This window comes from Leifsonia sp. Root4, assembly GCF_001425085.1.
GTDB lineage: Bacteria > Actinomycetota > Actinomycetes > Actinomycetales > Microbacteriaceae > Microterricola.
Window position 1 is genome coordinate 135,070 of sequence record NZ_LMDN01000002.1, and the last position, 25,579, is coordinate 160,648.

Below are 25,579 nucleotides of genomic sequence, written 5' to 3' on the forward strand. Positions count from 1 at the left end.
ACATAGCAATCGAGAAGTCGGTTGCGATTTGGCCTAGTTCGGAAGGAGCGTTCGTTTGGTCAGTGCCGACGCAACGTCAGCTGCAAGCGACTCAACGTTGAAGCCGAGACTCGCGTCTAAGACAATCCAATCTTGGGCTCGCAGCCACCCATCTCGTTCGAGATCGTTGTCGACTACCACACAGAGTTTGGCCGCTTCCCAAGCAAGTTCCACCTCCCAGACGTTAGCGGGCCCCACCTGCACACCAACTTCCGGCGCTGGGGCGGACGGCGTGATTGCCATCAACAAAGACGAAAGCGATGCATCTGCTTGTTGCTCAGCTTGCCGCCAATCTTGAGTCCTGTCGGGGCCTTGTGTTGCGGAATCTGAGGAGCCTGCCCATAGTCCGTCAAGGAATCGAAGCGCTTCTCCTCGGTTCAGATCGTCGTGGATTCGCTGATTCGAGAAGGTGCGCAAGCACATATAGCAACTAGTCTCTGGCCCGCATTCGCAGTTGCCGACTATCTGACGGGCCTTTGCTAAAACGGCCTCAAGATTGTTACTGATGAGCCGTGCGTAGCCAGCTCCTCCGGGCACCGTATCAATCAAGGTGATTGTCGCCTCGATGCTTGCGTAGGCGTCGGCGATTCCGTCGATATTGTCGCGGGAAATCTGTAGTTCTTCCGCAGCAGCTTGCAGCACCGCGTAGAGCACAGATTTCGCGGTGACTTTCGGGTCGATGCCTGTCCACGGGAGGCTGAATGCTATGCGGACAACGTCCGTCTCGTACTTGTGCGCCAGAGAGAATTGGCTGTAGCCGCCTTTGCAAGCGCGGCCGGTGAGTGGGTCGGAGTGGTCCTTGGGCCACGGTTGAACTGCGGGGACTCCGCGACCGCAGTAGTCGCAAACCAAGTAGCCAACGTCTCCTGCTCCAACGTTGATTCGCACCATCTTTGTCCGCTCAGTGAGGTTGGCTTCGATGGTGGAGTTGGGGAGGATGTGCTGAGCTTTCGAGACGCTCAGACCCTCGCCAGCAAGTCGAGTCTCGCCTCGCCAGCTGATGCGCGGAGCTCGCTCCCCTGGGCGCTCCTTACCGCCTTCAGCTATGAATCCGAATCGTGGCTCGTAATACTTGTGTGGCATGCCTTCAGGGTCAGCACCGCATCGCGTGCACGGTTCATCGTCACGTTCGTGCGATTCCGAGTAGAGGTCGCATTTCTTACAAATGCGGAAGTAGACCGGTGGTAGTTCTTTGCCTTGTTTGCGCCCAAGCCCCGCGGATGTCCAGACGTGTCCACCGGCGACGATGCTGGATCCGGGCGCGTACTCGAAGATCGCCTGCGAGAGGTCTCGCGAAAGCTCGAGATGTGAGGCGAAAGCCGCTTCGCCATAGGGGGTGCGCATCTCAACCGTGTCGACAGGAAAGCCGTACTTCGGCAGCAGGTTGCGGTTCGCGAGGAATCCGAGAAGCTCGCGTTCCTGTAACGTCCGGAGAATCTTGGCGAGTTTGTCGCCGTAGCTGCCCTTCTTGTCCAGGTACGCCTGATCGCGGGCCTTCTCGTAGTATTCCGCTTCTTCGTGATACTCGTTGATCACCGCCTCAAGCAGCTCATGCAAATGCTTCGTCCAGAGCGCCGTCGGCAGGCTCTCCGTGGTTACAGCGCCTTTGAGAACGTAATCGATCGATTGGGCTACAGCAGGTGGCAGGTTTTCCGTCCAGGCGCGCAGTCGGGCGGCGCCGGATTCTCCGCCTTCGAGTGTGAAGAAGTCCCCGACCCGGCGGTATCCCTGGCCTCGGCTGTCGAGTTCGTCTCGGAAGAAGGCTGAGATCACTATTGAGTAGACGTGACGTTCGGCGATCCGCTCGTTGGCAATCGGCACGACTGGAGGCCGTACTGCTCCGGAGATGAGCTGTCGTGGGTTGGCGAACATGGAGAGATCGTGGGGCCGACGTTGCGCATAGGTGAGTACAAGTGCGGGGCTGTCTACTCGGCGACCGGCGCGGCCCGCGCGCTGCACATAATTGGATACAGTCGGGGGCACGTTGCGGAGAACGACGGATTGCAATTCCCCGACATCAACTCCTAGTTCAAATGTCGTCGTGCAAGAAAGCACATTGATAGTTCCGGCGATGAAGTCTTGCTGGATTTCGGCGGCTCGCTCGTTTGTCCACTGTGCAGTGTGCTCCATCGCGGTGAGTGGCACGACGCGCGTCTGTCGATAGAGAGAGCGATAGTGGTCGGAGTCAGAATCGGCGGTCGGCAAGGACCACGAGCTCAGAGTGCCTTCGCATCGGAAGGTCTCGCAGACGGAGCGCACGTTGAAACTCGATACACGTCTGCATATGGAGCAGCGCCAAAGCGGAGATGTGGAGTCGAAAAGCACGGCTTCGACCATCGATGGCTCGACCTGGCTGACAGTGCCGAGGGCACCAACCGAATCTGTTCGGAACCAACTGAAGGCTTTGTCCTTCGGGGTCGAGAGTAACCGCCACACTCCGCTCAGAATGGTCTCAGCGTCTGCATCGCTATCGAGTGCGGAAAGCACTTTCTGGACGAAGGCGGAGCGCCGGTTGTTGCCGCGGGTGGGCTTCCAGCTTAAGACTTTACGCGCAGAGTCGGATCCGTCTTGTCGGAAATAGATTGGCCCGAGTCGTGGTTCGAAGATTGCATCACGCATGTCGACGCGAGGGAGGGCCCCGACCGCGCCCTGGAGCCGGAGGCTTCGGACCAGAACTTGAAGCAGGTCGAGCGATTCGCGATCGTCGAGCCCGAGCGCGTTTAGGGCTGGTGGCACCGATTGGTACTCTTCGCGCATTCGCCAGGCCAAGAGACCGGATCCTTCGAGGGAGTTGCGATCGTCGAGGCTTAGCATTTCGGCTTGGAGCCATGTCTCCGCGTGAGTCTGTCTCTCCATGTTCGTAGCGGCTGGGTGGAAAATTCCTCGCGAAGATGCAAGCTTTCGCGTTTCAGAGGCGATGTCGGTCGCTGCTGCAGGGTCGCCTTCGAATGAAGCGGATGCTGCGGCTTCGAGAAGTACACGGCGCCGCAGTAGTCGTGCGTGACTATCTTCAAGGTACGGCGCAAAGAATGCTGCTTGTTGACGACTGTCGCTGAAGACGAGGAGTTTGCGTCCGCCGCCTGGGAGCTCCGCCTGATCGACCGCAGGCGCGACGGAGAGGGACTCGTAGAGCGAGGTCGACAGCACGCCGACGGCGGCGTCATTGCCGCTCTCGAAGCGTCTGACGACACCGCTTCGATTGGTTCCGCATTGGCGGCATTTCTGGACTTCTGGAGCGACAATTCGCTCGACGGCGATGGTCCGGCTCGAGGCGCATCCGCGCGTCGAGCATTGGGCGTTGTCGCCCAAGGAGATGGCTCCGCAAGTCGGGCAGAGCCGGGCTTGCTTGACTGGTTGCGGTGTTCCATCGTCGGCGCCGAGTATCACGTCATCTTCATCGAACTCGTCGGTGTTGGTGGTTTGAAGAGCGAGCCAAACCAGCTTCGACCTGTCGGCGTTCTTTGGGGAGAAGAATCTCCCTGTGGCCGTCTGAGTTTCGGAACCGCAGAGGTAGGAGGCGCCGCAGTTGCGGCAGGCTGCGAACTCGAATGAAGCGGCATCGCAGCGATCGCACCGTTCGCGCCGAGCCAATGAGACATGTGGTCCTGATTCGCTCAAGCAGGTGAACGCTCCCTCCGTTGCGCGCGCGAACAAATGGTACTTGGCGGCGAGCGCAGGCTCCCCGTTTCGATCAGTTTGAGCAGTTGCTTTCTGGATGAGGTGGGAAAGGTGCTGTGGGTTTGCGGTCCCATCTCCTATCAAACCCGACAACTCGGCCAAGGTCCTAGGTCGTTCCGCGGCAAACTTCTTGATACCGAGCACATTGGAATCGTGGGACAGGACCTCGAAGGCGTCGATCGCACTCCCGCCAGCCGCGGCATTCGCGCGAAGCAGATCGCCACTACGCAGATCCGACTCGGATAGCGTGCCCCAGCCGGTTTCCTTGAGGGGTTCGCGCGATGCCGTAATGACGTCTTGCTTCGAAGGGTCGTCGGTGAACTCGAACGGCACGCCGAAAAGATCGCTCGCGAAGATTGCAGCCTTTCCGTGATCTGACCCCACCGTCGCGCTTGTGGCTATGCACTGGATTCGTCGGCTTCCACCCACGCGCTCTCGTAGCCGCCTGAGGAGAAAGCCAACCTCGGCGCCGGTGGCGCCATCGTAAACGTGTGCTTCGTCGACCACGATGAATCGCCAAGACCCATTGCTGTCTGGTGATCGAAACAGTTCGATGTCAGCTGGGCGGAGCAACAAGTATTCGAGCATCGCATAGTTGGTGAGCAGCAAGTGGGGTGGGCTTGCCCGCATCGATTCTCGACTGAGCAGCTCATTGGGCAGGCGGGTTTCGTTTGGGAATTGTTTTGAGAATGCCGCGACCGCGTCGCCGTCGCTATTCCGGGTATCGCCGGTGTAGCGCCCAAAGGTGATCTCAGGTGTCTGGGCAAGCATCTTTCGCAGTCGCTTCAGCTGGTCGTTAGCGAGGGCGTTCATCGGGTAAAGAAGGAGAGCGCGCACTCCAGGAGAGATGACCCCGTCGATGGCTTCGCCCTGTATCGCATTAAGAATTGGGAGTAGGAAGCTCTCTGTCTTACCGGATCCGGTACCCGTCGCAACGACTACGTTGCGGCCTGCCGCTACTTTGCGGATGGACTGCTCCTGATGGCGGTGAAGCGCGCGGTCGAGAGGGATGCCGTCAGCAAAACGCTCGAAACGTGGCCCAAGTATGCCTTCCGTGACTAGATCGCGCGCACTTGCACCACGAGCGTAAGGAGGCTGGACGTGCAAATACGGCCCTCGAGTCAGGCCATCTTGCGCGGCTTCGTCCACCGCAGCGTTCAGGGCTCCGTTCAGCGCCGGGTCAGCTGGTGTAATCAACGAGCCAAGATACTTCTTGTACCTTTCCGTGATCGATGTGCTAACCGCAAGCGGGTCCATTGTCGTCATTCGGCGCTCCATCGAGTCATCCAGAGTTCGGCGAGAATCAGGTCTTGCTCGACCAGCTTTGAAGACATCCGAGCCAGGCCGAGCAAGAAGGGTTTCGTGCGCTCGTGCAGCTCGCTGGCCCCGGACACATTCCGGGCTGCGGCACGTGCGATGAGAGCGAACGAGATTGTGAGAGTGGGCAACGAGCACCAACCAGACGAACCGGCCCTCGCACGCATTGGTGCGTTCGCTTCGTCGCCGAAGGTGCGTTGCAGCGCCGTTTCTACGACCTGAAGGAGATGGGAGGCTTCCCGCATATCGAAGGAGATGCGCCATCGCTGGTCGAACATCTGCTTCGCGGCGATTATCCGGCTCCCGGCGTCGAGTGTACGGCCGGGTACAGGATTTACTGACTTCCAGACGGTCTCGATGCGGTCCTCCGGCCATCTGGCTATTACCTCTTCGTTCGGACCAAAACGGCCTCGGGATGCGAATGGGTCAGTGCCCTCCATGAGAATCCGGTCTGCGGATTCTCCGAGCACCCGGCGCACATCGTCAGACACTGAGCTGAGAGAGTTCGAGTTTGCGAGGACTGCAAGGAACGCGGATGATTCCCACAAGTCTGCTCCGTGCGGGTAGCCCGCGGGCGGGAGCGTGACCACGTCTGCCGCGACGAAGAGATCTACTGGAACGGCCCCAACCGCGGAAAGTGGGTATGCGGCGGGCAGGAACTCTCGGTTGTCGGCGATCGCACGGGCGAGGTCGTTTCGGAGAAGTTCAGCGCTGGTGCGGAACTTGGTAATGTCACGACCGGCATACAGGCTGATTGCCAGTGGAAGGCCCGAGGGATCGGTCGGGCAGTCAGATCTCCGGGTCAACCACGAGCGAAACCCTTGATCCGGTCCGCCGCGATCATCGGCAAGCTCGCCGAGGTCGAGATCAAAAATGTTAACCGAGCGGCTGGGGTACTCTCGAGGCCATTCGAACCTCACCCAAGGGTCATCGATTCGGAGCACGACTCGGGCTTCTCCCTCCCCACGTAGTTTGAGTGGAACAGCAACGGCGCCCGTGTTCGACTTCGCGACGCTCGGGCCGGACCACGGTGCATATCGGGGATAGAATGCGGCTTCAAGAGTTAAGTCCGTCGTTAAGCCAACTAGGTTCATTTGCATCGGACTTTCTGCGTCCAATTCGATGGCGTCCGCCAGCTGCCGGGGGCGAACCCATCCGACTGGGATGCGATCACCATTTGCACTGACGAACAGGGACGCGCCAGCGCTTCCCGCGAGTGTCTCGGTCAACTGGGAGAGGTTGAACGTGGCCGTTCCGAGGGGCCCAATAGCGACGGCGGTGACCGTCTGGAGCAGCTGTTCACCTTTCATCGCTACAAGTTGAGACTGTCCTGGGAAACCGAAGGTAACTTGCAGCTGAGTGACAGCAAGATCTTCAAGGTCGATGGCAACTGGTGAGTGACTTGTGACGACATAGCCACCGCGCGTAACTTTCGCGACAGCCATCGCAGGGGTTGCTACAACTATGCGGAAGTCCGATTCGTTCTGAATCTGGACGACCCGTGATGATTCGTTCGACGCGAGGTTGACGCGATGGGAGGCACTTGAGTCCAACGAGTTCTCGATAGTGATCAGCGCTGGAACCAACCCGTCGCCCAACTTCGACATATGGCGAAACGGCACCTCCACGTCGATTTCGAGTCCGCGGACGAGTGCGATTCGTTTGGATGCACCGCGCCCCAGCGGCCCCGTTACTGTGAAATCGAATGTTCCGGCAAGCGGTCGAGATGGCAGGTCTAGGTCGACGACCTTGTCGAAGGGTTCACTCCGGGTCTTCACCTCACGAATGAGCTCGCCGGAATCCGCGTGGATCATTGTCACAGTCCAGTCGATGGAAGCATTCTTCCCATCGCGGTCTACAGACGCGGGTAAGGAGATCCGTGGGAGCTCGGAACTGACGGGGGTGCCGTCCAAAGCTCGCGCCCATTCGCTCTCTCTTGTCGGCTCAATCGTCGGGCGATTGACCGAGGAGACATAGCGCCAGGACGCGGCGCCCCTCCGTCGAATTTTGGAGACGGAGCTTAGGGATATCTTGGCGAACAGCCAGCCCGTCCACCCCATTGGCCCGTCGATCACTTGTTGAGGCGCGGCACCCTCGACTTCGAGCAGGTCCTCTATGCGCAGGTTGTCGGGGTTGGCAACCGCGATCCAAATGTCGGATCTTGGGAGGGTGTTGCGTGTGGGAATCCACTCACCGTTGGACCCATCGAATACGAGTAACGGATCGTCGGGATCCAGAATATTGAGGATCCACGTCTGGTCACCCGGACTGGCGGTCAAAGCAATCTGCTTGGCTGGTCTCGCAACGGGGAAGTACTCAGTTCGAACTGGATCGCCCGGCCAAGGTGCCTCCACCGTTCTGCGCGCCGTCGCCCCCTCCGCTGCGATGATCCAGTCAACCCTGGATTCAGTGATTACTTCGAGAGACGGCAACCGCACCGAGATTCCGGTGGCGGGATGGAAAATGAGTCTGGGAACTAATTCCACCTTGCGTGTTCTGGGTTTGGACCGCAGCGCGATTCGTTTCTCGCCCAGTTCACTCAAGGCGCGCAGCAAGTCCTTCTGCATTACCGATGGAAATGCAGAGACATCTAGCTGGGTTGCAGCGGAGGTCGCCCATCTATTCAGCAGGTCCAGGCATCGATCGACTAGATCCTCGGCGATCTCTCGGCCCTCTGCGAGGAACCGGTAGGTAGGCGCATCGAGGCCGTACTGAGCGAATGCAGTCGCGCGGCTCAGACCACCGATCCATTGACAGAAGGACCTTCCGTCCAAGCCATCGACTAGTGCATCTCGTCGTGCGAGCAGCTCGATGAACTCGTCCATGCGCTGCCCTGGGATCCCTGCATGCATCAGAATTTCATCTACGTTCCGTCTCGGAAATGTAAATCGCGAGAGGCCGAAGTGGTCGAGGGCCCGACGGAAAGCTCCGGACACAATCTGTTGATCGGATGGTGGAATCGGCCCGAAGGTTTCCTCCAGATATGGCCACATTCCCCGAACGTCATATCGGAAAGCGGCGGAGCAGACACCAATCAGAAAGAGGGCTCTATACCTGAACAGGAAATTGGCCTTCTGAGCTCGCGTGCGTGTGCGGTAGTTTGACCCCAGAATCCTTAGCGCCTTCTCGGCTTCATCTGGATCTGCCGACGCTTCGATCACCAACGAACGTCCCGTAAGTTGTGTGCGCCATTGGCTTTCGGCGGCATCGAACTCTTCTTGCGTCTTCACAACTGAGACCTTCCGGCTTACAGGTAGCTAGTCCGCAGCCTAGAGCTCCCCGCCGACATTGTCTCGCTTTAGGAAGTCTTGCGAATACTGAAATCGACATATTCGACAGCCACCGGCGCGCATCGTTTGCACCCTCACCGTGACCGAGCCCGCTTTCACCGGCCACGGCATTGCGACGCGGCTGGTCGAGTGGGCGCTCAGCGATGCCCGGGACCGCGAGCTGCGCATCGTGGTGCGGTGCCCGTTCATCACGAGCTATCTGGAGACGCACCACCAGTTCGACGACGCGCTGGAGGGCTCCATCAACCGCGGCTGACACTGCGGACTCAAGCAGTTCCCTGCGGTCTTGGCGCCAACTGGTCCGCCAGAATTGCGGCGACAAGGAGTCGGGTAGGTCATCCAATTCCGGATGCCTACGGGTAGCGCAAGACACCGGGGACCCGAGACATCAACATTTCCATCCCATCGCCAGATAAGGCCCAAACCCGCGAGTCAGACGGGCCGACCCAAGTCCCGCCCTTGTCACACGCGACTGCCATGGTTCATGCATGACGATCATCGTGTTCTATGCAAGCCTTCTAACCCTTTTGGGCACAGGGTGGCAGATGTTCTCCGCGAAGTTGCAAGGTTTGTACACGTTGGAAGATTTCCAAGCCGATCTAAACAAACTCGAACGAGAGTCCGCGTCCGAAGCGTTGAGCTCGATTCCGAGATGGAACTTACCGAAACGCAGGAGGCTCGCCAATCGAGCACGCGCTGATGCCCACCACGCCCTGACCAAGGATGAACGACGGCGTAGCAAAATGTACGATCGGCAAGCGATGGGTTGGGCGATGCTGATGGTGGGCAGCGCGCTCGCGTTGGTCGCGGCGGCAGGGGCTGCGATGAGTGCCTAGCTGAGCAGTGGGCTTCTCTGCATGCCGGCCGATTGCTTGCCAATGAGAGCCTGATGAATGAACTGGCCTCGAGACTGCCCGCGCGCCGTGGCCTGCTCCAAAACACCGGCGGTGCATCACCGGCCACGGCATCGCGACGCGGCTGGTCGAGTGGGCGCTCAGCGATGCCCGGGACCGCGACCTGCGCATCGTGGTGCGGTGCCCGTTCATCACCAGCTACCTGGAGAAGCACCACCAGTTCGACGATGCGCGGGCGGGACGCTCCCCCGCCAGCCGAGGGAGCGCCGCCCCGGCTCAGCGCACGGCTGCGGTCGAGATCGCGGCGGCGAGGTCAACCGGGCGGCTCCACATCGGCCAATGCCCGGTCGGCAGGTCGACCAGTTCGAGGTCGCGGAGAGTCGCCACCTCGGCCATCATCTCGTCGCCTGAGCTGGCCATCTGCATCACGACCTCCGACGGGAACGAGCAGGCGATGATCGTGGACGGCACGTTCCGCCGAGCGTCGTTCGTGAGCTGCACCGCCTGCCGCATGACGGGGCCGGGCTGTGGCACCGCCCACTCCCGGAACCGGCGCAGGTCGGCCTCGCTCACACCGTCCAGGCTCGCTGCGAGCTGGTCGAACGGCGGGAGCTCCGACTCCTCCTGGTCTGCCGGGAAGTCCGCGTCGAACGCCGAGCCATCGCCCGAGGGCCCGCTGTCGACGTAGACGATGCGGCTGACTGCGGTCGGGTGTTGGTCGAGGAAGAGCGAAACAGGCGCTCCTGCGCCGCTGTGTGCGACGAGCACGACGGCACTGCCGTCGGCGGTTGCCGCGCCGACGGCCTCGCGCAGCGCCTCGGCTTGGTCAGCCAGCGTCCGAGACGAGCGCTCCGCGTCATCCGGATCAAGCCCAGGCAGAGTGAGCGCCGTGACGGCGTGGCCCCGGCTCCGGAGCTCGGACGCAACGGCGTCCCACGCCCAGGCGCCGAGCCAGTGGCCGGGAACGAGAATGATTGAGGGCAGAGTGTTTGTGGTGGTGTCCATAGATCCATCGTTCTGCAGTCACCGGACAACTGCATGTCACTATTCCTGTCACTTTCTTGCACTTTTTGCAATGATGGACGAGTGAACCGTACCGAGCGCTTGCACGCCCTCACCGAGTCATTGCGCCGCGCCCCCAGCCGGGGGCGCACCGCACAGCAGCTCGCCGACGAGTTCGAGGTGACCACCCGCACGATCAAGCGCGACCTCGCCGCGCTCGAGGCAGGCGGCCTGCCGATCTGGGGGCGCACGGGCCCCGGCGGTGGCTACGGCCTGGCCGAGATCACGAGCCTGCCGCCTGTGAATCTGACCGCCGCGCAGGCGCTGGCGCTGAACACCGCGGTGGCGGTTGCGACGCAGGCGCCCTACTCGGATTCCGCTCGTGCGGCGGCCAACAAGATTCGGGACGTGCTCGACCCCGGCACCCGCCGGCGGGCCGCGGATCTCTCCCGACGGGTCTGGGTCGACGTCGCGCCCAGCGCCCCACGCCGCGTGATGACCGTGCTAGAGAAGGCGCTCGTCGATCAGGTCACCGTGAACATCGACTACATCGACGCTCGCGGGCAGGCCACGCGGCGCGAGGTGGAGCCGATGATCTTCGCCTTCACTGGCGGACGCTGGCTGCTCGTGGCGTGGTGCCGCCTGCGCGACGACGTGCGCTGGTTCGCCCTCCACCGTGTCGAGCGGGCGACGGCCACCCGGAGCCCCTGCGCCGGGCACTCAATCGACGAGATCGGCGAGCCGCCGGTATCGGCGCGACCAGTCGGCGGCTGATCGCAGCGCACTTGGCTTCGGGGGCGGCCTCGTTCCTCGGCTGCTCCCTCGAGCCAGCGTGCGCGATGCGCAGCATCGCGAAAGGCGGCAGCCCCAGCATGGCAATCTCGGGAACCGAACGCGATGCTGGGGCGATTCGTCGCTCAGTCGGCGGGGATCAGCTCCGGGGTTTCGACAGGCTCAACCAGCGGAGGCGTGGTTTCGACAGGCTCAACCGGCGAGGTGGGCGGGGCCACGGGGGTCGCGGCATCCGCGATGGGGTTGATGTAGGAGTAGCCGGCGGCGTGGTTCTTCGTGATCGAGAGCACGAGGTCCATGTAGGGCTCGAGGGCCGTGACCTTGTCGAGCGGGGCGCCGACGATGAGCTGGAAGCCGAGGCCCTTCCACGCGGCGACCGCGCGTCCGGCGAACTCGGCGTCGGACTTCACGAAGCCCTCATCGAGGAACACGGGCGCGAAGCGCGGCCGGGTGCGGCTCTCGTCACCGAGCTGGAAGCGCAGCGCCGCACCGACGACGAACGCGACCAATTCTTGTGATTCGCCACCGCTCTTACCGCCGAGCGAGGAGTAGGTGCTGAGCTCCTCGCCGTCGGCGTTCAGGCGCGAGGCCGTGACCTCCACGTGGCGGCGCACGTCGAGCAACAGGTCGCGCGTCGGCGATGGCTTCGACTCGTCCTCCGGCTTGCGGATGCCGGCCATGAACGCCTGCAGGCGCAGGAAGCGTTCCTCGGTCTGCTCGTCGGTGAACTGCTCCGTCGCACCGGAGGAGAGCTGCTTGAGCTCCTTGCGGAACGCCGTGGCGTCGTCGCGGTGCAGGCGGCGCAGCGTGATGGTGAGGCGGTCACGGCCGGCGCCGAACGGTAGCGTCGCGAGGATCTCGTTGATGGGGTGCAGGCGGTCCTCGATCTGCGAGATCGCCGAGTCGAAGGCGCCGGCGAGCGGCACCAGGTCTTGGCCGCTCCACGCGGCGAGGCGACGCTTCCACTCCTGGCGGCGCTCGTGCAAGCCGAGGGTGAGCACAGAGTCGAGGATGTCGCGGTAGCTCTCGAACGAGTCGAGGCCGGTGCCGATCGTCGGGTCCGGCCAGGCACGCTGGTACGACTCGAAGATGCTCCTCATCGCGCCGGCGGCCTGGACGGCCCGCGCGCGTTCGCTGGAGGACTGCTCGGTCAGGCGTTCGCGGAGGCGCTTGAGCCCGGCGGCGAAGCTCTCCAGGTCGTCGGGGTCGCCGACGGCCTCGAACTCGGCGTCGAGGAGCGCGGTCTGCTCCTCGGAGAGCGTCACCGACTCCTCGTCGGCGATGCGCTCGAGCTGGGCGTTGACGGCATCCTCGCGATCGACGAGCTCCGACTGCGCCGAGGCCAGCACGCGGGCGGCGCGCTCGGCCTCGAAGCGCTGCGTCTGCGCCGCCTCGAGTTCGGCCTCAAGCCGCTGCTCCTCCTCCTGCAGCCCGCGGAGCACGTCGCTGTTGGCGAGCACCCGCTCCAGCTCGGCGTTCTTGCCCGCGAGGGCGGCCTCGGCGGTGTCGACGTCGAGCAGGGCCCAGACGGCATCCGCCACCGACTGGCTGGCGTCGCGGCGTGCCCGCAGCGCGGCCAGCTCGGCCGCGAGGGTGTGCGCCTGGGATCCCAGCTGCTCGACGGAGACGGTGAGCTGGGCGAGCTCCTGCTCGATCTCGTCCTGCCTGGCCTGGCTCGAGAAGCCGATGATCGGCTTCTGGTCACGGTTCATGCCGTGCGCGCCGCGGCTGCCGTTGCGGGTCTGCCCGCTGAGCGCCACGTAGGGGCCGTCGCCGCCGAACTCGGCCGGCGTCTCGACGCAGCGGGCGTCGAGCGATGCCTGGCGCACGCGTTCGTGCACCCACGTGGTGAACGGCGACGCCTTGTGCACGAGCTTGCCCGAGACGAGGCCCGGGTCACGGCTCTCGCCGGCGGCATCCGTCACCGCGCCGAGCGGCACACCTTCGAAGTGGATGCGCACCGGCAGCGTGAGCGGGTCGATCGCCCGGCCGAGCGCGGCGAGCTTGGTCTCGTCGACGAGCAGGATGCGCGCGACCGAGCCGAGCGTGACCTCGGCGGCCTGGCGCCAGCGCTCCTCGCCGGGGGCCACGTCGATGAGCTCGGCGAGGAAGGGCAGTTCGTCGGATGCCATGCCCGCCGCCTCCGCGATGGCGAGGCGTGCGGCGTGTAGGTGCTGCGGGACGAGGCTGTGCCGGCCGTCGAGGAAGTCGCGCTCCTTCTTGAGGGTGCGGATCTGCTCCTCGAGCGGGTACTGCTCGCGGCGGAGCGTCTCCCGGTGCGCCTCGGCCTGCGTCTGGGCGTCGGCGAAGGCGGTGAGCGTGTCGGCGGCGATGGCCTGCGCCACGGTGAACTCGACGGGCGTGCCCATCGGCTGGGCCAGCACGGCGACCCGGTCGTCGAAGCGGGTGCGGGAGGCGACGCGGTCGTCGCGGGTCTCGGTGAGCCGGGCGACCTCGGTCTTCAGCTCGTCGAGCACGTCGCCGCCGTTTGCGCGTTGGCGGCGCTGGCTCTCGGCGAGGCGTTCCTTGAGGTCCTTCTCGGCGGCGGTGGCGGCGCTCAGCTCAGTCTGGGCGCGCTTCCGCTCGGCCCGGTTGACGTCGTCGGCTGCGTCGAGCAGGCGCTGCTCGGTGGCGAGCTCCCAGAGGCGCAGCGGGGTGTCGCCGCTGCGGGTGACACCGAAGGTGTCAACGAGGTCGGCGCGGTCGTTGGCCTCGACGAACTGCTTCTGCAGCTCGGGCAGACGCTCCAGCACCTGCGCCTTTTGCGCCTCAGTGACCATCGCGCCGTACGAGCGCTCGAGGTCTTCGAAGTGGTTGACGGCCTTGTCGGCGGCGGCGTAGGTCGCCGGGCGCTCGAGCACCATCGACTTGTAGAGGCCGTCGACGGTCTTGACCTGCTGGCCGGCCTGGATGCGGGCGAGCAGGCGGAGCGCCTTGCCGCCCTCGCCGTTGGCCCCGATGCCGAGGCGCGTGTAGAGCGTCTGCGCGAAGGCCGCGTAGGTGTCGAACACCTCGATGCCGGCGAAGCGCGCCTTGAGAGCCCGCTTCTCGAACCGGGCGGCGACGACATCCTCGAGGTCGGCGAGGTTCAGCGCGCCGTCGTAGGTGGCCATCTTCATCGACAGATCGGAGTAGCTGTTCGTCGCCCGCGGCACGTAGTAGCTGCGCAGCACGGTGAAGCGGCGCTGGTTGTCGTCGATGAACGTCATCGCGATGGCGCCCCAGGTGGGCTCCCCCGCGCCGCGCAGCACCTGGTCGTGCAGCGCGCCCGTCTCGGCCTCGCGGTTGTCGTCGGTCTTGCCGCGCAGGTAGGTGAGCACGTTGCGCTGCTCGGCGCTGCGGGCCCGGCCGGATCCGGCGTCGTTGGAGGCGCCGTTGAACGGGGTGTCCGAGGGCATCATGAGGGCAAGATAGGCGTCGAGCAGGGTGCTCTTGCCGGTTCCGGATGCCCCGGACACCAGTGTCGCGGTCGACGCGAGCGCGACCGAGTGGTGGCCGTGGAAGCCGCCCCAGTTGACCATCTGGAACGTCTCGGCCCGCCACTGGGTGGTGCCCTCGGTGGCGCCGTCGATGTAGAACAGCGGGGAATCGCTCATACTGCGGGCTCCAGTTCGGGCTCGGCGGCGGTTTCGGCGTCGGAATCGGTGTCGGCGTCGTCCTGCTGGTCGAGTAGGCCGCCCGCGGCCGTATCGAGACCCGGTGACTCGGTCTCGATACGCTCGTTCCTCGCTACTCGACCATCGGTTTCAGTGGATTCGGCGGATTCGGCGGGTTCCGCGACGTCGACCAGCGGCTCGGTGGCATCCGTGATGTCGACGCTCCCGCTGCCGTTCTCGGCACGCAGCCAGTCGAGCAGCTCGGCGAGGCGCTGCACGGGCAGCAGCACCTCGATCACCGGCGCGATGCGGAAGCGGTCGGGGTCGCTCGTGCGGAGCAGCACCTGCGCCTTGGCGAGGGTCTCGATGGCCGCGGATGCCCGCTTGGCGTCGCCCGAGCGGTTGGTGGCGTGGGCTGGACGGAAGTGCGCGACCTTCTCGAGCAGATTGTCGCGGTCGACGATGACGAAGTCGTGGCCGTTGGCGCGTTCGCTGCGGAAGCGCTGACGCAGCACGACGAGCAGGATCGTCTCCTCGCGGTTATAGGAGGTGTCGTGCAGCACGGTCGGGAACGCGGCCCCGCCCTCGCTCTGTGCCTGCCGCTTGAACGCGACCTCGTAGTGGCGGTCGACGTGCAGGTCGAGGAAGAGGTCGTTGAGTCGCGACTTGATCAGGCCGGTCGAGGCGATGAGCGTGCGCCAGGCGGCGGGGTGGTCGGATGCCGAGATGTAGCGGTGCTTCAGCAGCAGCACGAGGGTGCGGCGCTGGGCTGCGGAGAGGCCGCCCTCGTCTCCCTCGAACAGCGAGAGGCTGTCGCCGTCGGCATCCGTGCTGTCGTCGGCGCCGACGAAGGCGTCGCCGTCGGTGAAAGCAGCACTCTGCGCGGCGCTCTGCTCCGCGCTGGCTGCGCCGGGAGCGGCTGCACTGGCCGCGTGCTCAATGGTGGACTTGTGCCCGAACGGCTTGGCGCCCGTGCCGAGCTCGCCGCCCGCGGATGGTTCGTCGCGTCGGTCGTCAGTCACTGTTCGCTCCAGAGTTCAGGGCCGCGAGGGCCGCCGTTTCGTCATCGCTGAGGGTGATGCGCGGCACCTGGAAGGTGCGCGTCGTGCCATCGGGCCGCACCGTCATGTACTGCTCGGTGCTGGTGTTTTTGGTGTGGCCGTCGGCCGCGCCGGCCGCGCCATCGTGCCCGACGGCGTCGATCTGCGTGGCCAACTGCATGAGCCCGAGGATCTCGACCGGGCGCCGCAGCTCGGGTGCCAGGCTGTTGAAGACATCACCGATCGAGGTGTCGCCGTTGTTCGCTCCGCTCGCCCCGAGGGCGTCAACAAGCGCCTCGCGCATCTCGAGCAGCTGCGGCCCGCCCTGCTTGCGCATCTCGCCGAGGCTCAGCACCTCGGGCGCGTGCTGCGAGACATCGGCCAACGCCGCCGGCGGAACGTGTGATTCGGGGTCGTAGAAGCGCTCGCGCAGGTGCGGGGCGTCGAGGTTGCCCGGCATGATCTCGGCGCGCACTCGCGACTGCGGGCCGGCGGTCTGCATCCACGTGACGAGTTCCTTGTTGATGTCGCGCAGCAGACCCTCGAGCTCGCGGTCCTTGACGATGTCGTGGTTGACGATGTGCTCGCGCAGCGTCGTCGTGAGGCCGTTGCGCTGCGTGAGCACGTCGTCGATGCCGCTGCGGATGAGGGTGACGGTCGCCCCGAAGCTGCGCCGTTCGACGGGCTTCAGCTGCGCGGCGAAGGGGTGCGAGAGGATCGTCTCGAGGTCGCCCTTGAGGTCGAGCAGCAGCGCGTCATCGCGCAGCAGCTCGAAGGCGCCCTCGAATGCACGGCCCTCGGCCGTCAGCGACATGAGCGCGTCTGTCTTGGCGAGGTACTCGTCGAGCACCTCGCCGACCGGGCGGTCCTCGGCGCGGAAGTCGTTGACGATTTGCCGGTGCATCGTCGCCACCGACTCCTCTACCCGCTTGAAGTCGCCGGGCAGCTGGCCGATCAGGTCGATGAGATTGGCGTAGCCCTCGCGCATGTCCTCGACGGATGCCGCGGCGATCTCTCCCCCGCCAGCCACCCGGTCGCGCTCACTCTGCAGCTCGGCGATCTGCTGATCGAGGCGGCGCACGCGTTCGTCGCGGTCGGGGTTGGCCTGCGTGGCACGGTGGCGCACGGCATCCACGATCATGGTCAGGCGGGACTCGCTGAGCAGGGCGCGGTCGCGAGCGAGGCTCTCGACGAGCGAGAGCGCCTCGAGCGCGTGCGAAGTGAGCGAGTAGAACTCCTCGGTGGCGGACGAGTTTTCGCCTGCGGCACCGTTCTCGTCGGCGCCATCCTCGCTGTCGCCGGTGTCGCGGTAGAGCCACTGGTCATTCATCCACTGCACGCAGAGGGAACGACCGTTGCCATTGGGGGTGTCGGCGCCGATGGTCCGGAGGTCGGCGAGGTAGGCATCGACCTGGGCGTGCAGCCGTTCGGCCTGAATGCTGCGCCGGTCGCGGCTGAAGGAGCACTTGAAGACGGCGAGCACGAAGGGCGCCCATTTGCGATCGAGCAGGCGCAGCGTCGGCTTGTCGAACGCCTCGCGAACCCGCGCCAATTCGCCCGCGATGTCGCTCATCGGCTGTGCCCCCTTTTCTGACCTCAATAACCGTAGTCGCCAGCCAGAGCAGGCCGAAAACGGAGGGGTGCTGCGGCGTGCCGCGGCGGTCAGCGCCGTTACGATCATCGGATGAGCACTGGGGTGGAACGCAGCCGGGGAACGCTGACCAGCTGGGACGATGAGCGCGGCTTCGGCTTCGTCGAATCGCTCGCGGGCGCGAGGGTGTTCGCGCACATCTCGGCCTTCCCGGCGCGGGCCGAACGGCCGCACGACGGCGACAGCGTGAGCTATCTGGTCGAGCGGGGTGACGACGGCAAGAGTCGGGCCCTGGACATCCGCTACACCGGCCCCGCCGCGCAGAATCCGCGCGCCGGAACGCGGACGCCACACCGCGGGGCACAGAGTTCAGACCGTCGCGCGCAACCCTCAGGCCGCCGGACGGGGCGCTCGGCTGGCCCGGCCACCTACCTGGCGATCGTGGCCTTCATCGCCTTCGCGCTCTACGTGAACGCCAACTGGCCACTGCCGCTCTGGATTGTCGCCGTTTACGCGCTTGCGAGCCTGGCCTGCTTCATCGTCTACGCACTCGATAAATCGGCGGCCAAGCGCGGCAGCTGGCGCGTCCCGGAGAACACCCTGCACCTGTTCGCGGTGATCGGTGGCTGGCCCGGCGCGATCTGCGCCCAGCAGATGCTGCGGCACAAGACGCAGAAGGCGAGCTTCCGCGCGGTGTTCTGGGTGACTGTCGTCATCAACGTGCTCGTGTTCTCAGTGGTGACAACGCCGATCGGCGGGATGCTGCTCGCAGCCGTGGACGGCTGATCGCCGGCACTTCACCCCGTCATTGGGGCCAGCGCCGCCCTTCATCCCCGCGATACCGTGGCTGATGCCCGGTCGCCATGCTCTCGTCGTCGACGACGAGAGCCTCCCGCCCGCACCGCCGCAACCGCCTTCGGGCTGGTACGCCGACCCCTCGGATGCCGCACAATGGCGCTGGTGGTCGGGCGAGGAATGGGCGGAGCATCGGCATCCGCGCGACCCGCTCTTGGCAAACGAGTACGCACTGCCGGGCACAGCCAAATCCACAGAGCGCCCTGCCCAGTCGCTGCCGTCCTGGTCAGATCCCGGTCTCCTGCCGGAACCAACCGTCGAACCTCACCACGACCTTCGCAGTCGCATCCCGGCCCAATCTCTCATGGAGCAGATCCTTCGCCTCAGCGCAGACGCGAAGTCCGAGCCCCGCACCGACGGTCCCCACCAACTTCCGGACGAGATTCACTCGTGGTACGCCGGAGCAGTCGGCGAGCGCCGCGTTGCCGAGATTCTGAGTCGCCTCGGCGAGGAATGGACGGTACTGCACTCCGTGCCTGTCGGCAGCGAGGGCAGCGACATCGACCATGTGTTGATCGGACCTGCCGGTGTGTACACGATCAACACCAAGCATCACGCCAATAAAGACGTCTGGGTCGCGGGTCGCGCATTGAGGGTGAGCAACCATCCGCAGCATCACATCTCGAACGCCGCCTTCGAAGCACGGCGTGCCGCGAAGCTGCTCACGCAGGCCAGCGGGCTCACGGTCGAGACTGCCGGCCTCGTCGTCGTGGTCGGCGCGCGCAAACTTGTAATCAAGGCCGCGCCGGATGGCGACGATGTGACGGTCGGTGTCGTGCGCGATTCTGAACTACTCGGTGCGCTGCAGTCGCGCCGCATCTACAGTGACGAGCAGGTGCGTCGAATAGCGGATGCCGCGGTTCAAGCGCGCACGTGGAGTTTGCTGCCCGTATCCGCCGTAGATCCAGATGAGCTTCAGACACAGTACGAGGCGCTCGAAGGCGAGCTTGCCACTGAAGCAAAGAGGCGAAGTAGCCAAGCCGCAGCGAGGCGGGCCCCCACCTCGCGACCGCAGCGCACTGCTCCGAGCCGTCCGCCGTCGCGTCGACCGTCAAAAAAGCGCCGCTCGGCGCTCCCTGAGCTGATGAAGCTGGTGGTGCTCGCGGTCGTCGTCGTCATTGCGATCAACTACCTGGGCAGTCTCAGTGCGCCGTCCGCGCCAGCCCCTGCAACGTTCGCAACGGCCGAGCTCGAACAAACCGCACTTTCTCAGGCAGCTGGAACGGCGGCGGTTGCGCTCGATCAGTTGAGCTCATCGGGTGTGAGGCCTACTTCGCTCGTGGTCGGCGACGATTCGACCCTCACTGCGCCAGACGGCTCAGCGGTTGTGGCCTTGCCTGCCGGCACCACAGCCGACTACGTGCCCAGCGTCGACGGCCTCTCCTACACACTCACGCTCACCGGGCCGCAGCACGGAACCACCGTGACGGTGACGCCAGAGGCTGGAGTCGTGCCGGCTCCGGCGGCCACCTCATAGCTGACGAGGCACTAGCGCCAGCCGCTACTCACATCTCGGACTAAACGACCAGACATGCTGACGCCTCGCACTTCAAGTGCATTTGCTTCCTCGATGCCGGCGGAGCGCAGATAGGCGATCACGCGGTCCATGTCAGCGAGAATGTCTGGGCGTGTGCCGCGTTGGATGGCAATTACCGGGCGCACTCGAGAAGCAAGGCCAATCAGCGGGGGCCTCGAAGTCAGCAACCCCAGCTCAGCCCGCGCAGCGGCAATCTGATTGAGGATCTCCGGCGCGGCCGGGTCTTCGGTGAGCCAGTACTGAAGCATGCGAGCGTAGACAATGGCTTGGGCAGGGGCCCAGACAATCGACTCCACACTCCGTGGCTTCACTTCAATGGCCAGCAGCTCCCCCCGTTTGCTGATTCCGACGAGATCGCAGCGATCACCAAAATGGGGCGGGCTGTCGCGAAGAACCGGGGCTTCAATCAGAAGTGCGACGATATCGTCTGTCCAGCTTTGCAAGAGTCGCTGACGTACCTGCCGATTTCGAAACTGGAGCGCGAACTCGCGGTCGATCACCGCCGTTCCGTCGCGGCCGAAAGAGGAAGCTGCCGACTGAACGGCGCCCTCGACCGCGGTTGCTGCAACGCGCGGCACTACAGTCTCCAGGTATCCCTCGACGTCGTCGATCAGGGCCCCGGCATCCTCGAGAGAAGTCCAGTTCGACCACACCTCCTCGAAGCCTGACCGTCGGCCAAGACGAGCATGTCCGGTGAGGCGCACCTCCCCATCACGCCAGTGAACATCAAGCGCGTTCTGCATCCCGACGTACACGGTTGCCCGTTGGGCACCTGTGCGGATGTCCCGTCGGAATTGCAGGTCTACCGGATACCGGGCGCCGTTCGCGTACTCCGGGAGGCTGCGGAAGAGCCCGTGGCCTTCCCTGAATAGGTCGAGGAATTCGGAATCCACTCGGCGGTCGTATCGCGCGTCGGCTGAACCGGGCCATCCGAAACCAAGGCTTGCCATGGCAGCCCCTCTCTCCGTCGAGTGCGCTCATCGTACGGCAGCCGATCCGCGTCGCGATAGCGCGACCGCGTGAATCTGCCCTCGCACACTCGTGGCCTGCCGCTACGAGCGGCTCAGCCTCGCGCCATCCGTACCTCACCGAGCACGCGCGCGCTGGTGCGGGTGAGCGCCCGACGCGACAGCAGCCGCGTGCTCAATGCCGTGACGTGGTTGACGCGACCGGAGACGACGCTCGGCCCGCCGTCGCGGTCGAGGGCGCGGAAGGCCGTGTCGATGACCTGGGCGCTCGTCTGCTGCCGCCCGACGGAGGCCTCGTCCGTGCCGACGACGTCGAAGAACTCGGTCTTCGTCGAACCGGGGCTCACCGCGAGCACCCGCAGGCCCGTCCCCCGCGCCTCGGCCCACAGCGCCTCGGTGAAGCTCAGCACGAACGCCTTCGTCGCGCCGTAGACCGCCATGCCCGGGGTCGGCTGGTACGCGGCGGTGCTCGCAATGGTGATGAGTGCCCCGCGGCCCTTCAGCAGCTGCGGCATGAATGCGCGGCTGAGCTCGACGAGCGTGCCGACGTTCAGCTGGATCTCGCCCGCCATGCGCCCGGGGTCGGCGGCGTCGAACGCGCCGTGGCTGCCGAAGCCGGCGTTGTTGACCAGCGAGGTGATGCGGATGCCGCGGCGCTCGAGCTCCGCGTGGAGCGACGCCGCCGCTCCTGCCACCCCGAGGTCGGCCGGAACCACCTCGACCTCGACGCCTGAGGAGGCGCGCAGCTCGGCGGCGAGCGCTTCCAGGCGGTCGGCCCGCCGGGCGACGAGCACGAGGTTCGAGCCACGGCTCGCAAATCGCTTGGCGAACTCGACGCCGAGCCCGGAGCTCGCACCGGTGATGAGGGCGGTTCCGCCGTGGAGGTCGAGGGTCATGGTGGTCCAATCGTCGGTGGTGCCGCGATCGAGCGGCACCGAATGTTGTCAGTGACATCATTGTGCACGGCATCCGCAGTGTTGTCAATGTCAACATGACGGTAGGATCATCGTGTGCCCGCTCAGCCCTACCACCATGGCGACCTCCGCCGCACGCTGCTGGAAGCCGCCGCGAGGAGCCTCGAAACCGACGGCATCGATGCGCTGTCGCTGCGGCAACTCGCACGCGATGCCGGCGTCAGTCATGCCGCCCCCAGCCGCCATTTCCGCGACAAGCAGGCCCTGCTCGACGCGCTCGCCGAGGACGGCTTCGTTCGGATGTCCGCGGCGCTGGAGCGCGCGAGCGGAGCAGAGAGCGCAACGAGCCCGGCCGCCGTCCGCGCCCGCTTCGATGCGCTGGCGCGCGCCTACGTCGCCTTCGCGCTGGCCCAGCCGACCCTGCTCGCCCTCATGTTCGGACTCAAGCATTCCCCGGATGCCCGGGCCGAACTCATCGCGGCCGGCCATGCGTCGATGGAGGTCACCATGCGCGTGGTGCTCGACGCCCAGGCCACTGGCGCGATCGGCCCCGGCGATGCCCAGCGCATCGCACTCGTTGCCTTCGCCACGTTCCACGGCATCGCGACCCTCGCCTCGGGCGGCCTGCTCGACGGGGTGCCAGCGGATGACCTCGTGGCGGCCGCGCTGGATCTCTTCTGGCGCGGCCTCCAACCCTGACCTGAGCCCGCTGGCTCGGCGCGCTACTCAGCCCTCGCGCGCTCCCTGCACGAGGTCCTCGATCTCGGGGAACCCCTCGGCGACGGTGACCCACATCATCTGCTCGTCGACGCGGCTGTAGTGCTGCACGACGATCTCCTGACTGCGCGCGACGAGCGACCACATCGGGTCGTCGAAGCGCTGGGGATCGGCCGCAACGAGCAGCCGGGCCAACTCCCCCACCCGGGTCGTGAGCGCCTCACAGGCCAGCGGGAGTGCGGCATCCTCGCGGAAGGCATCTCGCCCGCGATCGACGATCTCGGAGGCGGTGGCGAGCGTGACGTCGAGCCCGCGGAGCCAGCGCTCGATCTGCTCGGTGTGCTCAACGGGATCGAACGGCGGGACTGGATCGGCCGTGGCTGCAACGTCGACCATCCCGGCTGGATCGGCGGTGGTGGCGGCGTCGGCGATCGCCTTCGCCGCTTCGCCCGCAACGCGGGGTCCGTCGCTGCCGACCTGCCCTCGCGTGCCTTGCTCCCGCTCGGTTTCGCGCTCATCGGCGAGGCCGGCAGCGGCGAGCAGAATCTGCTCGAAGCGCGCGTACGGCATGATCACGGCCTCCGCCTTGCGGTGCGATCCGAGCACGACAGGCGGCGCTCCCGCTGGGTCCGCCCGGAAACTGCGCAGCACTCCGGAGAGCCCCGCGCGCGCATCGGCCACCGTCGTCACGGTGAGGGGGCGGGCGTTCATGCCTTCCAGAATAGAGCCATCGCCGAAAATATGTACATATTTATGTACTAGTTTTGGAGCTCGGCACCAAACACAAGGGATTCATGGGCACCAACACACGAGCCAGCCGCGCGCGGGCACGAACGCGACTGACCCGAGCCGCCTGGCTGCTCATTCCGCTCCTCGCGGTGCTGGGATACACCGCGATCAGCACCCTCACCGGGCCCGCGCCCGTGGCACCCGGAGTCGAAACCGGCAGCGCAGAGGTCGAGGTGCCGAGCACCGCACTGCCGGCGCCGATGCCGACGCTGGATCCGCCGTCATCCGAGGGAACCGGCACCACCGCGTCCGAGCTGCTCGCCACCCTCCCGGTCAAGGGCCGCGCCCCAAAGACCGGCTACGACCGCGAGGAAAGCTTCGGCAGCGCCTGGCGCGACGTCGACCAGAACGGCTGCGATACCCGCAACGACATCCTCGCTCGCGACCTCACGAGCATCGATCGGCCGAGCGGATGCCGCGTGCTGAGCGGCATGCTCGCCGACCCGTACACGGGCACGAGCATTGAGTTCGTGCGCGGTCAGGGAACCTCGCAGGCCGTGCAGATCGACCACGTCGTCGCCCTGATGAATGCGTGGGAGACCGGGGCCCAGCAGCTGACGGCCGAGCAGCGGCTGGCGTTTGCCAACGATCCGCTCAATCTGCTGGCGGTGGACGGGCCGAGCAACTCCAGCAAGGGGGCCGGCGACGCGGCCACCTGGCTGCCGCCGGAGAAGGGCTTCCGCTGCGAGTACGTCGCCCGGCAGGTCGCGGTGAAGCATGAGTACGGACTCTGGGTGACGGCGGCGGAGCGCGACGCGATTGCGCGCGTGCTCGACGGCTGCCCGGGGCAACTCGCACCGCAGTAGCGGGAACAGTGAACCGCGGCAACAAGAACGGCCGCCCACCGAGGTGGACGGCCGTTCTGCGCGACAGGGCTACTTGGCGGTGTAGCCACCGTCGACGAGGTGGTAGCTGCCGGTGACGAAACTCGCTGCGTCACTCGCGAGGAACGCGACGAGGGCGGCGACCTCCTCGGGGCGGCCGAGGCGGCCGATCGGGTGCAGGCTCTCGAGGTAGGCCTGCGCGTCGGCGTCCATGGTGGCGTCAATGAGCGGCGTCTTGATGAAGCCGGGTCCGACGGAGTTCACGCGCACGCCCTGCTGGGCGTACTCGATGGCGGCGGTCTTGGTGAGTCCGACGACGCCGTGCTTGGCCGCGACGTAGGCCGGCGCGTTGGCGAAGCCGACGCTGCCGAGGATCGAGGCGACGTTCACTACCGCGCCGCCGCCGTTGGCGACGATCGCGGGCAGTTGCGCGCGCATGCCGTAGAACAGCGAATTGAGGTTCACCTCGATGACCTTCGACCAACCGTCGAGCGGGTACTCCCCCACCGACGACGCCGGGCCGCCGATGCCGGCGTTGTTCACGGCGATCCGCAGCGGGGCGAGTGCGTTCGCCGCCGCGATGGACGACTCGATCCAGGCCTGATCGGTCACGTCGCCGACCGAGGCCTCTGCGGTGCCACCGGCCGCGCGAATCTCCTCGACCACGGCCGCCGCGGCATCCGCATTGAGGTCGTTGACCAGCACCGCGGCGCCGCTCGCCGCCAGCTCCAGCGCCACAGCGCGCCCGATGCCGCTGCCGGCTCCGGTCACAATCGCCGATCGTCCAGATACGTCGTAAACAGCCATCACACTCTCCATCTCAAAACAAATGTTGCGTTCGGAGCACCGGGGGCGAAGGCGTTGCCGCGTTCGATTCCGGCCTCACCTCGACGCTATGCCCGCAGTTTGTGCGCCCCCTGAGTGCGCGTTGTGCGGCGGCTCGGCGCTTGCCGGATGCAGCGGGGCGAAGCTGCGAGAATGGCAGGCGTGAGCACAGACACCGAGAAGCCCCGTAAGCCCCGCCCGCGCGGTCGGCACCGCGTCCGCACCGCCGTCCTCTGGGTGCTCAGCATCCTGGCGTTGCTCGTGATCGGTTTTCTGTTCTGGGCGCACTCGGTGATGATGGGCGAGCGCCCTGCCTCGCTCGAGGTGTGGGAGAACCCCGACATCGTCGTGACGTCCACCGACCACTCGGTCGTGCTCGAGCCGGCCGAGGGTGCTTCCGGAACCGGCCTCGTGTTCATCCCGGGCGCCAAGGTCGACCCGTACGCGTACATGTACAAGCTCTCCGGCATCGTCGAGGAGACCGGCGCGACGGTCGTCATCACCAAGCCGACGCTGAACCTCGCCTTCTTCGACACCCGGCCGCTCGACACGTTCACCGCCGATGCGCCCGACGTGGACGAGTGGTTCGTCGGAGGCCACTCCCTCGGCGGCGTGCGCGCCTGCCAGCTGGCGGATCAGCCGGATGCCGCCGACGACGGCGTGGTGGGCCTGGTGCTGTTCGGCAGCTACTGCGCCAACGACATCAGCGATTCCGGGCTGCAGGTGCTCAGCATCAGCGGCAGCGAGGACGGCCTGAGCACGCCGGAGAAGATCGACGCGGCCGCGCACCTGCTGCCGGAGGACGCGGTCTTCGTCGAGATCGACGGCGCGAACCACGCCGGCTTCGGCGACTACGGCCCGCAGCCGGGCGACGGCACCGCCACGATCGACAGCGCGCAGATTCAGGCGGCGATCACCGAGGCGATGGTGGCGTTCGGGCTGTAGCGGCGC

18 protein-coding genes and 1 pseudogene are annotated in these 25,579 nt (G+C 65.5%); 9 read left to right on the forward strand and 10 right to left on the reverse strand.

The features are described 5' to 3' along the window. Positions 1–33 precede the first annotated feature (33 nt). Positions 34–4,983 (reverse strand): DEAD/DEAH box helicase family protein, encoded by a 4,950-nt coding sequence (locus ASC66_RS17790; protein ID WP_162243481.1) that lies wholly within the window; start codon positions 4,981–4,983, stop codon positions 34–36. After that, complete coding sequence (locus ASC66_RS18265) at positions 4,980–8,264, reverse strand: hypothetical protein (RefSeq protein WP_162243482.1); 3,285 nt, start codon at positions 8,262–8,264, stop codon at positions 4,980–4,982. Before ASC66_RS18265 ends, ASC66_RS17790 begins: the two co-directional genes overlap by 4 nt. A gap of 121 nt (positions 8,265–8,385) precedes the next feature. Here ASC66_RS18265 and ASC66_RS17795 point away from each other — a divergent pair, with 121 nt between their 5' ends. The 3 genes and pseudogenes from ASC66_RS17795 to ASC66_RS18615 form a co-directional block, all read left to right on the forward strand. Continuing rightward, positions 8,386–8,580 carry a GNAT family N-acetyltransferase gene (locus tag ASC66_RS17795; protein WP_286145587.1) on the forward strand — a complete coding sequence of 65 codons (195 nt, stop codon included), beginning with the start codon at positions 8,386–8,388 and terminating at the stop codon, positions 8,578–8,580. Between the two features lie 232 nt (positions 8,581–8,812). Next, positions 8,813–9,160 (forward strand): hypothetical protein, encoded by a 348-nt coding sequence (locus ASC66_RS18065; protein WP_157509689.1) that lies wholly within the window; start codon positions 8,813–8,815, stop codon positions 9,158–9,160. 130 nt (positions 9,161–9,290) lie between these two features. Beyond that, a pseudogene (locus tag ASC66_RS18615) lies at positions 9,291–9,395 on the forward strand (GNAT family N-acetyltransferase); the annotation flags it as partial. Positions 9,396–9,454: 59 nt separating this feature from the next. On the opposite strand, the gene ASC66_RS06810 reads toward ASC66_RS18615, so the two are convergent. Continuing rightward, positions 9,455–10,183: an alpha/beta fold hydrolase gene (locus ASC66_RS06810; protein ID WP_055836819.1), complete on the reverse strand. Its 729-nt coding sequence runs from the start codon at positions 10,181–10,183 to the stop codon at positions 9,455–9,457. Between the two features lie 81 nt (positions 10,184–10,264). Between ASC66_RS06810 and ASC66_RS06815 the strand changes: the two genes are divergently transcribed. Continuing rightward, complete coding sequence (locus ASC66_RS06815; RefSeq protein WP_055836822.1) at positions 10,265–10,954, forward strand: helix-turn-helix transcriptional regulator; 690 nt, start codon at positions 10,265–10,267, stop codon at positions 10,952–10,954. Positions 10,955–11,097: 143 nt separating this feature from the next. Here ASC66_RS06815 and ASC66_RS06820 read toward each other — a convergent pair whose 3' ends face one another. From ASC66_RS06820 to ASC66_RS06830, 3 genes are read right to left on the reverse strand one after another with little or no spacing between them, the layout of a single operon-like run. After that, a complete protein-coding gene (locus tag ASC66_RS06820) occupies positions 11,098–14,568 on the reverse strand; it encodes an ATP-binding protein (RefSeq protein WP_055836827.1) in 3,471 nt (1,156 codons plus the stop codon). Then, positions 14,565–15,590 (reverse strand): DUF4194 domain-containing protein, encoded by a 1,026-nt coding sequence (locus ASC66_RS06825; protein ID WP_055836830.1) that lies wholly within the window; start codon positions 15,588–15,590, stop codon positions 14,565–14,567. The genes ASC66_RS06820 and ASC66_RS06825 overlap by 4 nt, the downstream gene beginning before the upstream one ends. Beyond that, the gene (locus ASC66_RS06830) at positions 15,583–17,181 is read right to left on the reverse strand and encodes a DUF3375 domain-containing protein (protein WP_055836833.1); all 1,599 of its coding nucleotides are present in this window, start codon (positions 17,179–17,181) and stop codon (positions 15,583–15,585) included. Before ASC66_RS06830 ends, ASC66_RS06825 begins: the two co-directional genes overlap by 8 nt. Positions 17,182–17,292: 111 nt before the next feature. Between ASC66_RS06830 and ASC66_RS06835 the strand changes: the two genes are divergently transcribed. Further along, a complete protein-coding gene (locus tag ASC66_RS06835) occupies positions 17,293–17,985 on the forward strand; it encodes a DUF1294 domain-containing protein (RefSeq protein WP_055836836.1) in 693 nt (230 codons plus the stop codon). A gap of 64 nt (positions 17,986–18,049) precedes the next feature. Beyond that, the gene (locus ASC66_RS06840; protein ID WP_082492111.1) at positions 18,050–19,531 is read left to right on the forward strand and encodes an NERD domain-containing protein; all 1,482 of its coding nucleotides are present in this window, start codon (positions 18,050–18,052) and stop codon (positions 19,529–19,531) included. Between the two features lie 11 nt (positions 19,532–19,542). On the opposite strand, the gene ASC66_RS06845 is transcribed toward ASC66_RS06840, so the two are convergent. Next, the gene (locus tag ASC66_RS06845; RefSeq protein WP_055836842.1) at positions 19,543–20,484 is read right to left on the reverse strand and encodes a hypothetical protein; all 942 of its coding nucleotides are present in this window, start codon (positions 20,482–20,484) and stop codon (positions 19,543–19,545) included. Between the two features lie 170 nt (positions 20,485–20,654). Next, positions 20,655–21,455 carry an SDR family NAD(P)-dependent oxidoreductase gene (locus ASC66_RS06850; RefSeq protein WP_055838292.1) on the reverse strand — a complete coding sequence of 267 codons (801 nt, stop codon included), beginning with the start codon at positions 21,453–21,455 and terminating at the stop codon, positions 20,655–20,657. 114 nt (positions 21,456–21,569) lie between these two features. On the opposite strand from ASC66_RS06850, the gene ASC66_RS06855 reads away from it, so the two are divergent. After that, the gene (locus ASC66_RS06855; protein WP_055836843.1) at positions 21,570–22,172 is read left to right on the forward strand and encodes a TetR/AcrR family transcriptional regulator; all 603 of its coding nucleotides are present in this window, start codon (positions 21,570–21,572) and stop codon (positions 22,170–22,172) included. A gap of 27 nt (positions 22,173–22,199) precedes the next feature. Here ASC66_RS06855 and ASC66_RS06860 read toward each other — a convergent pair whose 3' ends face one another. Beyond that, positions 22,200–22,901, reverse strand: coding sequence for a ribonuclease HepT family protein (locus ASC66_RS06860; RefSeq protein WP_055836846.1), 702 nt, complete (start codon positions 22,899–22,901; stop codon positions 22,200–22,202). 83 nt (positions 22,902–22,984) lie between these two features. Between ASC66_RS06860 and ASC66_RS06865 the strand changes: the two genes are divergently transcribed. Beyond that, complete coding sequence (locus ASC66_RS06865) at positions 22,985–23,785, forward strand: HNH endonuclease family protein (RefSeq protein WP_082492218.1); 801 nt, start codon at positions 22,985–22,987, stop codon at positions 23,783–23,785. Positions 23,786–23,854: 69 nt separating this feature from the next. On the opposite strand, the gene ASC66_RS06870 is transcribed toward ASC66_RS06865, so the two are convergent. Beyond that, positions 23,855–24,610, reverse strand: coding sequence for an SDR family NAD(P)-dependent oxidoreductase (locus ASC66_RS06870; RefSeq protein WP_055836849.1), 756 nt, complete (start codon positions 24,608–24,610; stop codon positions 23,855–23,857). 180 nt (positions 24,611–24,790) lie between these two features. Here ASC66_RS06870 and ASC66_RS06875 point away from each other — a divergent pair, with 180 nt between their 5' ends. Further along, positions 24,791–25,573 carry an alpha/beta hydrolase gene (locus tag ASC66_RS06875; RefSeq protein ID WP_235496748.1) on the forward strand — a complete coding sequence of 261 codons (783 nt, stop codon included), beginning with the start codon at positions 24,791–24,793 and terminating at the stop codon, positions 25,571–25,573. The last annotated feature ends 6 nt before the right edge of the window (positions 25,574–25,579 follow it).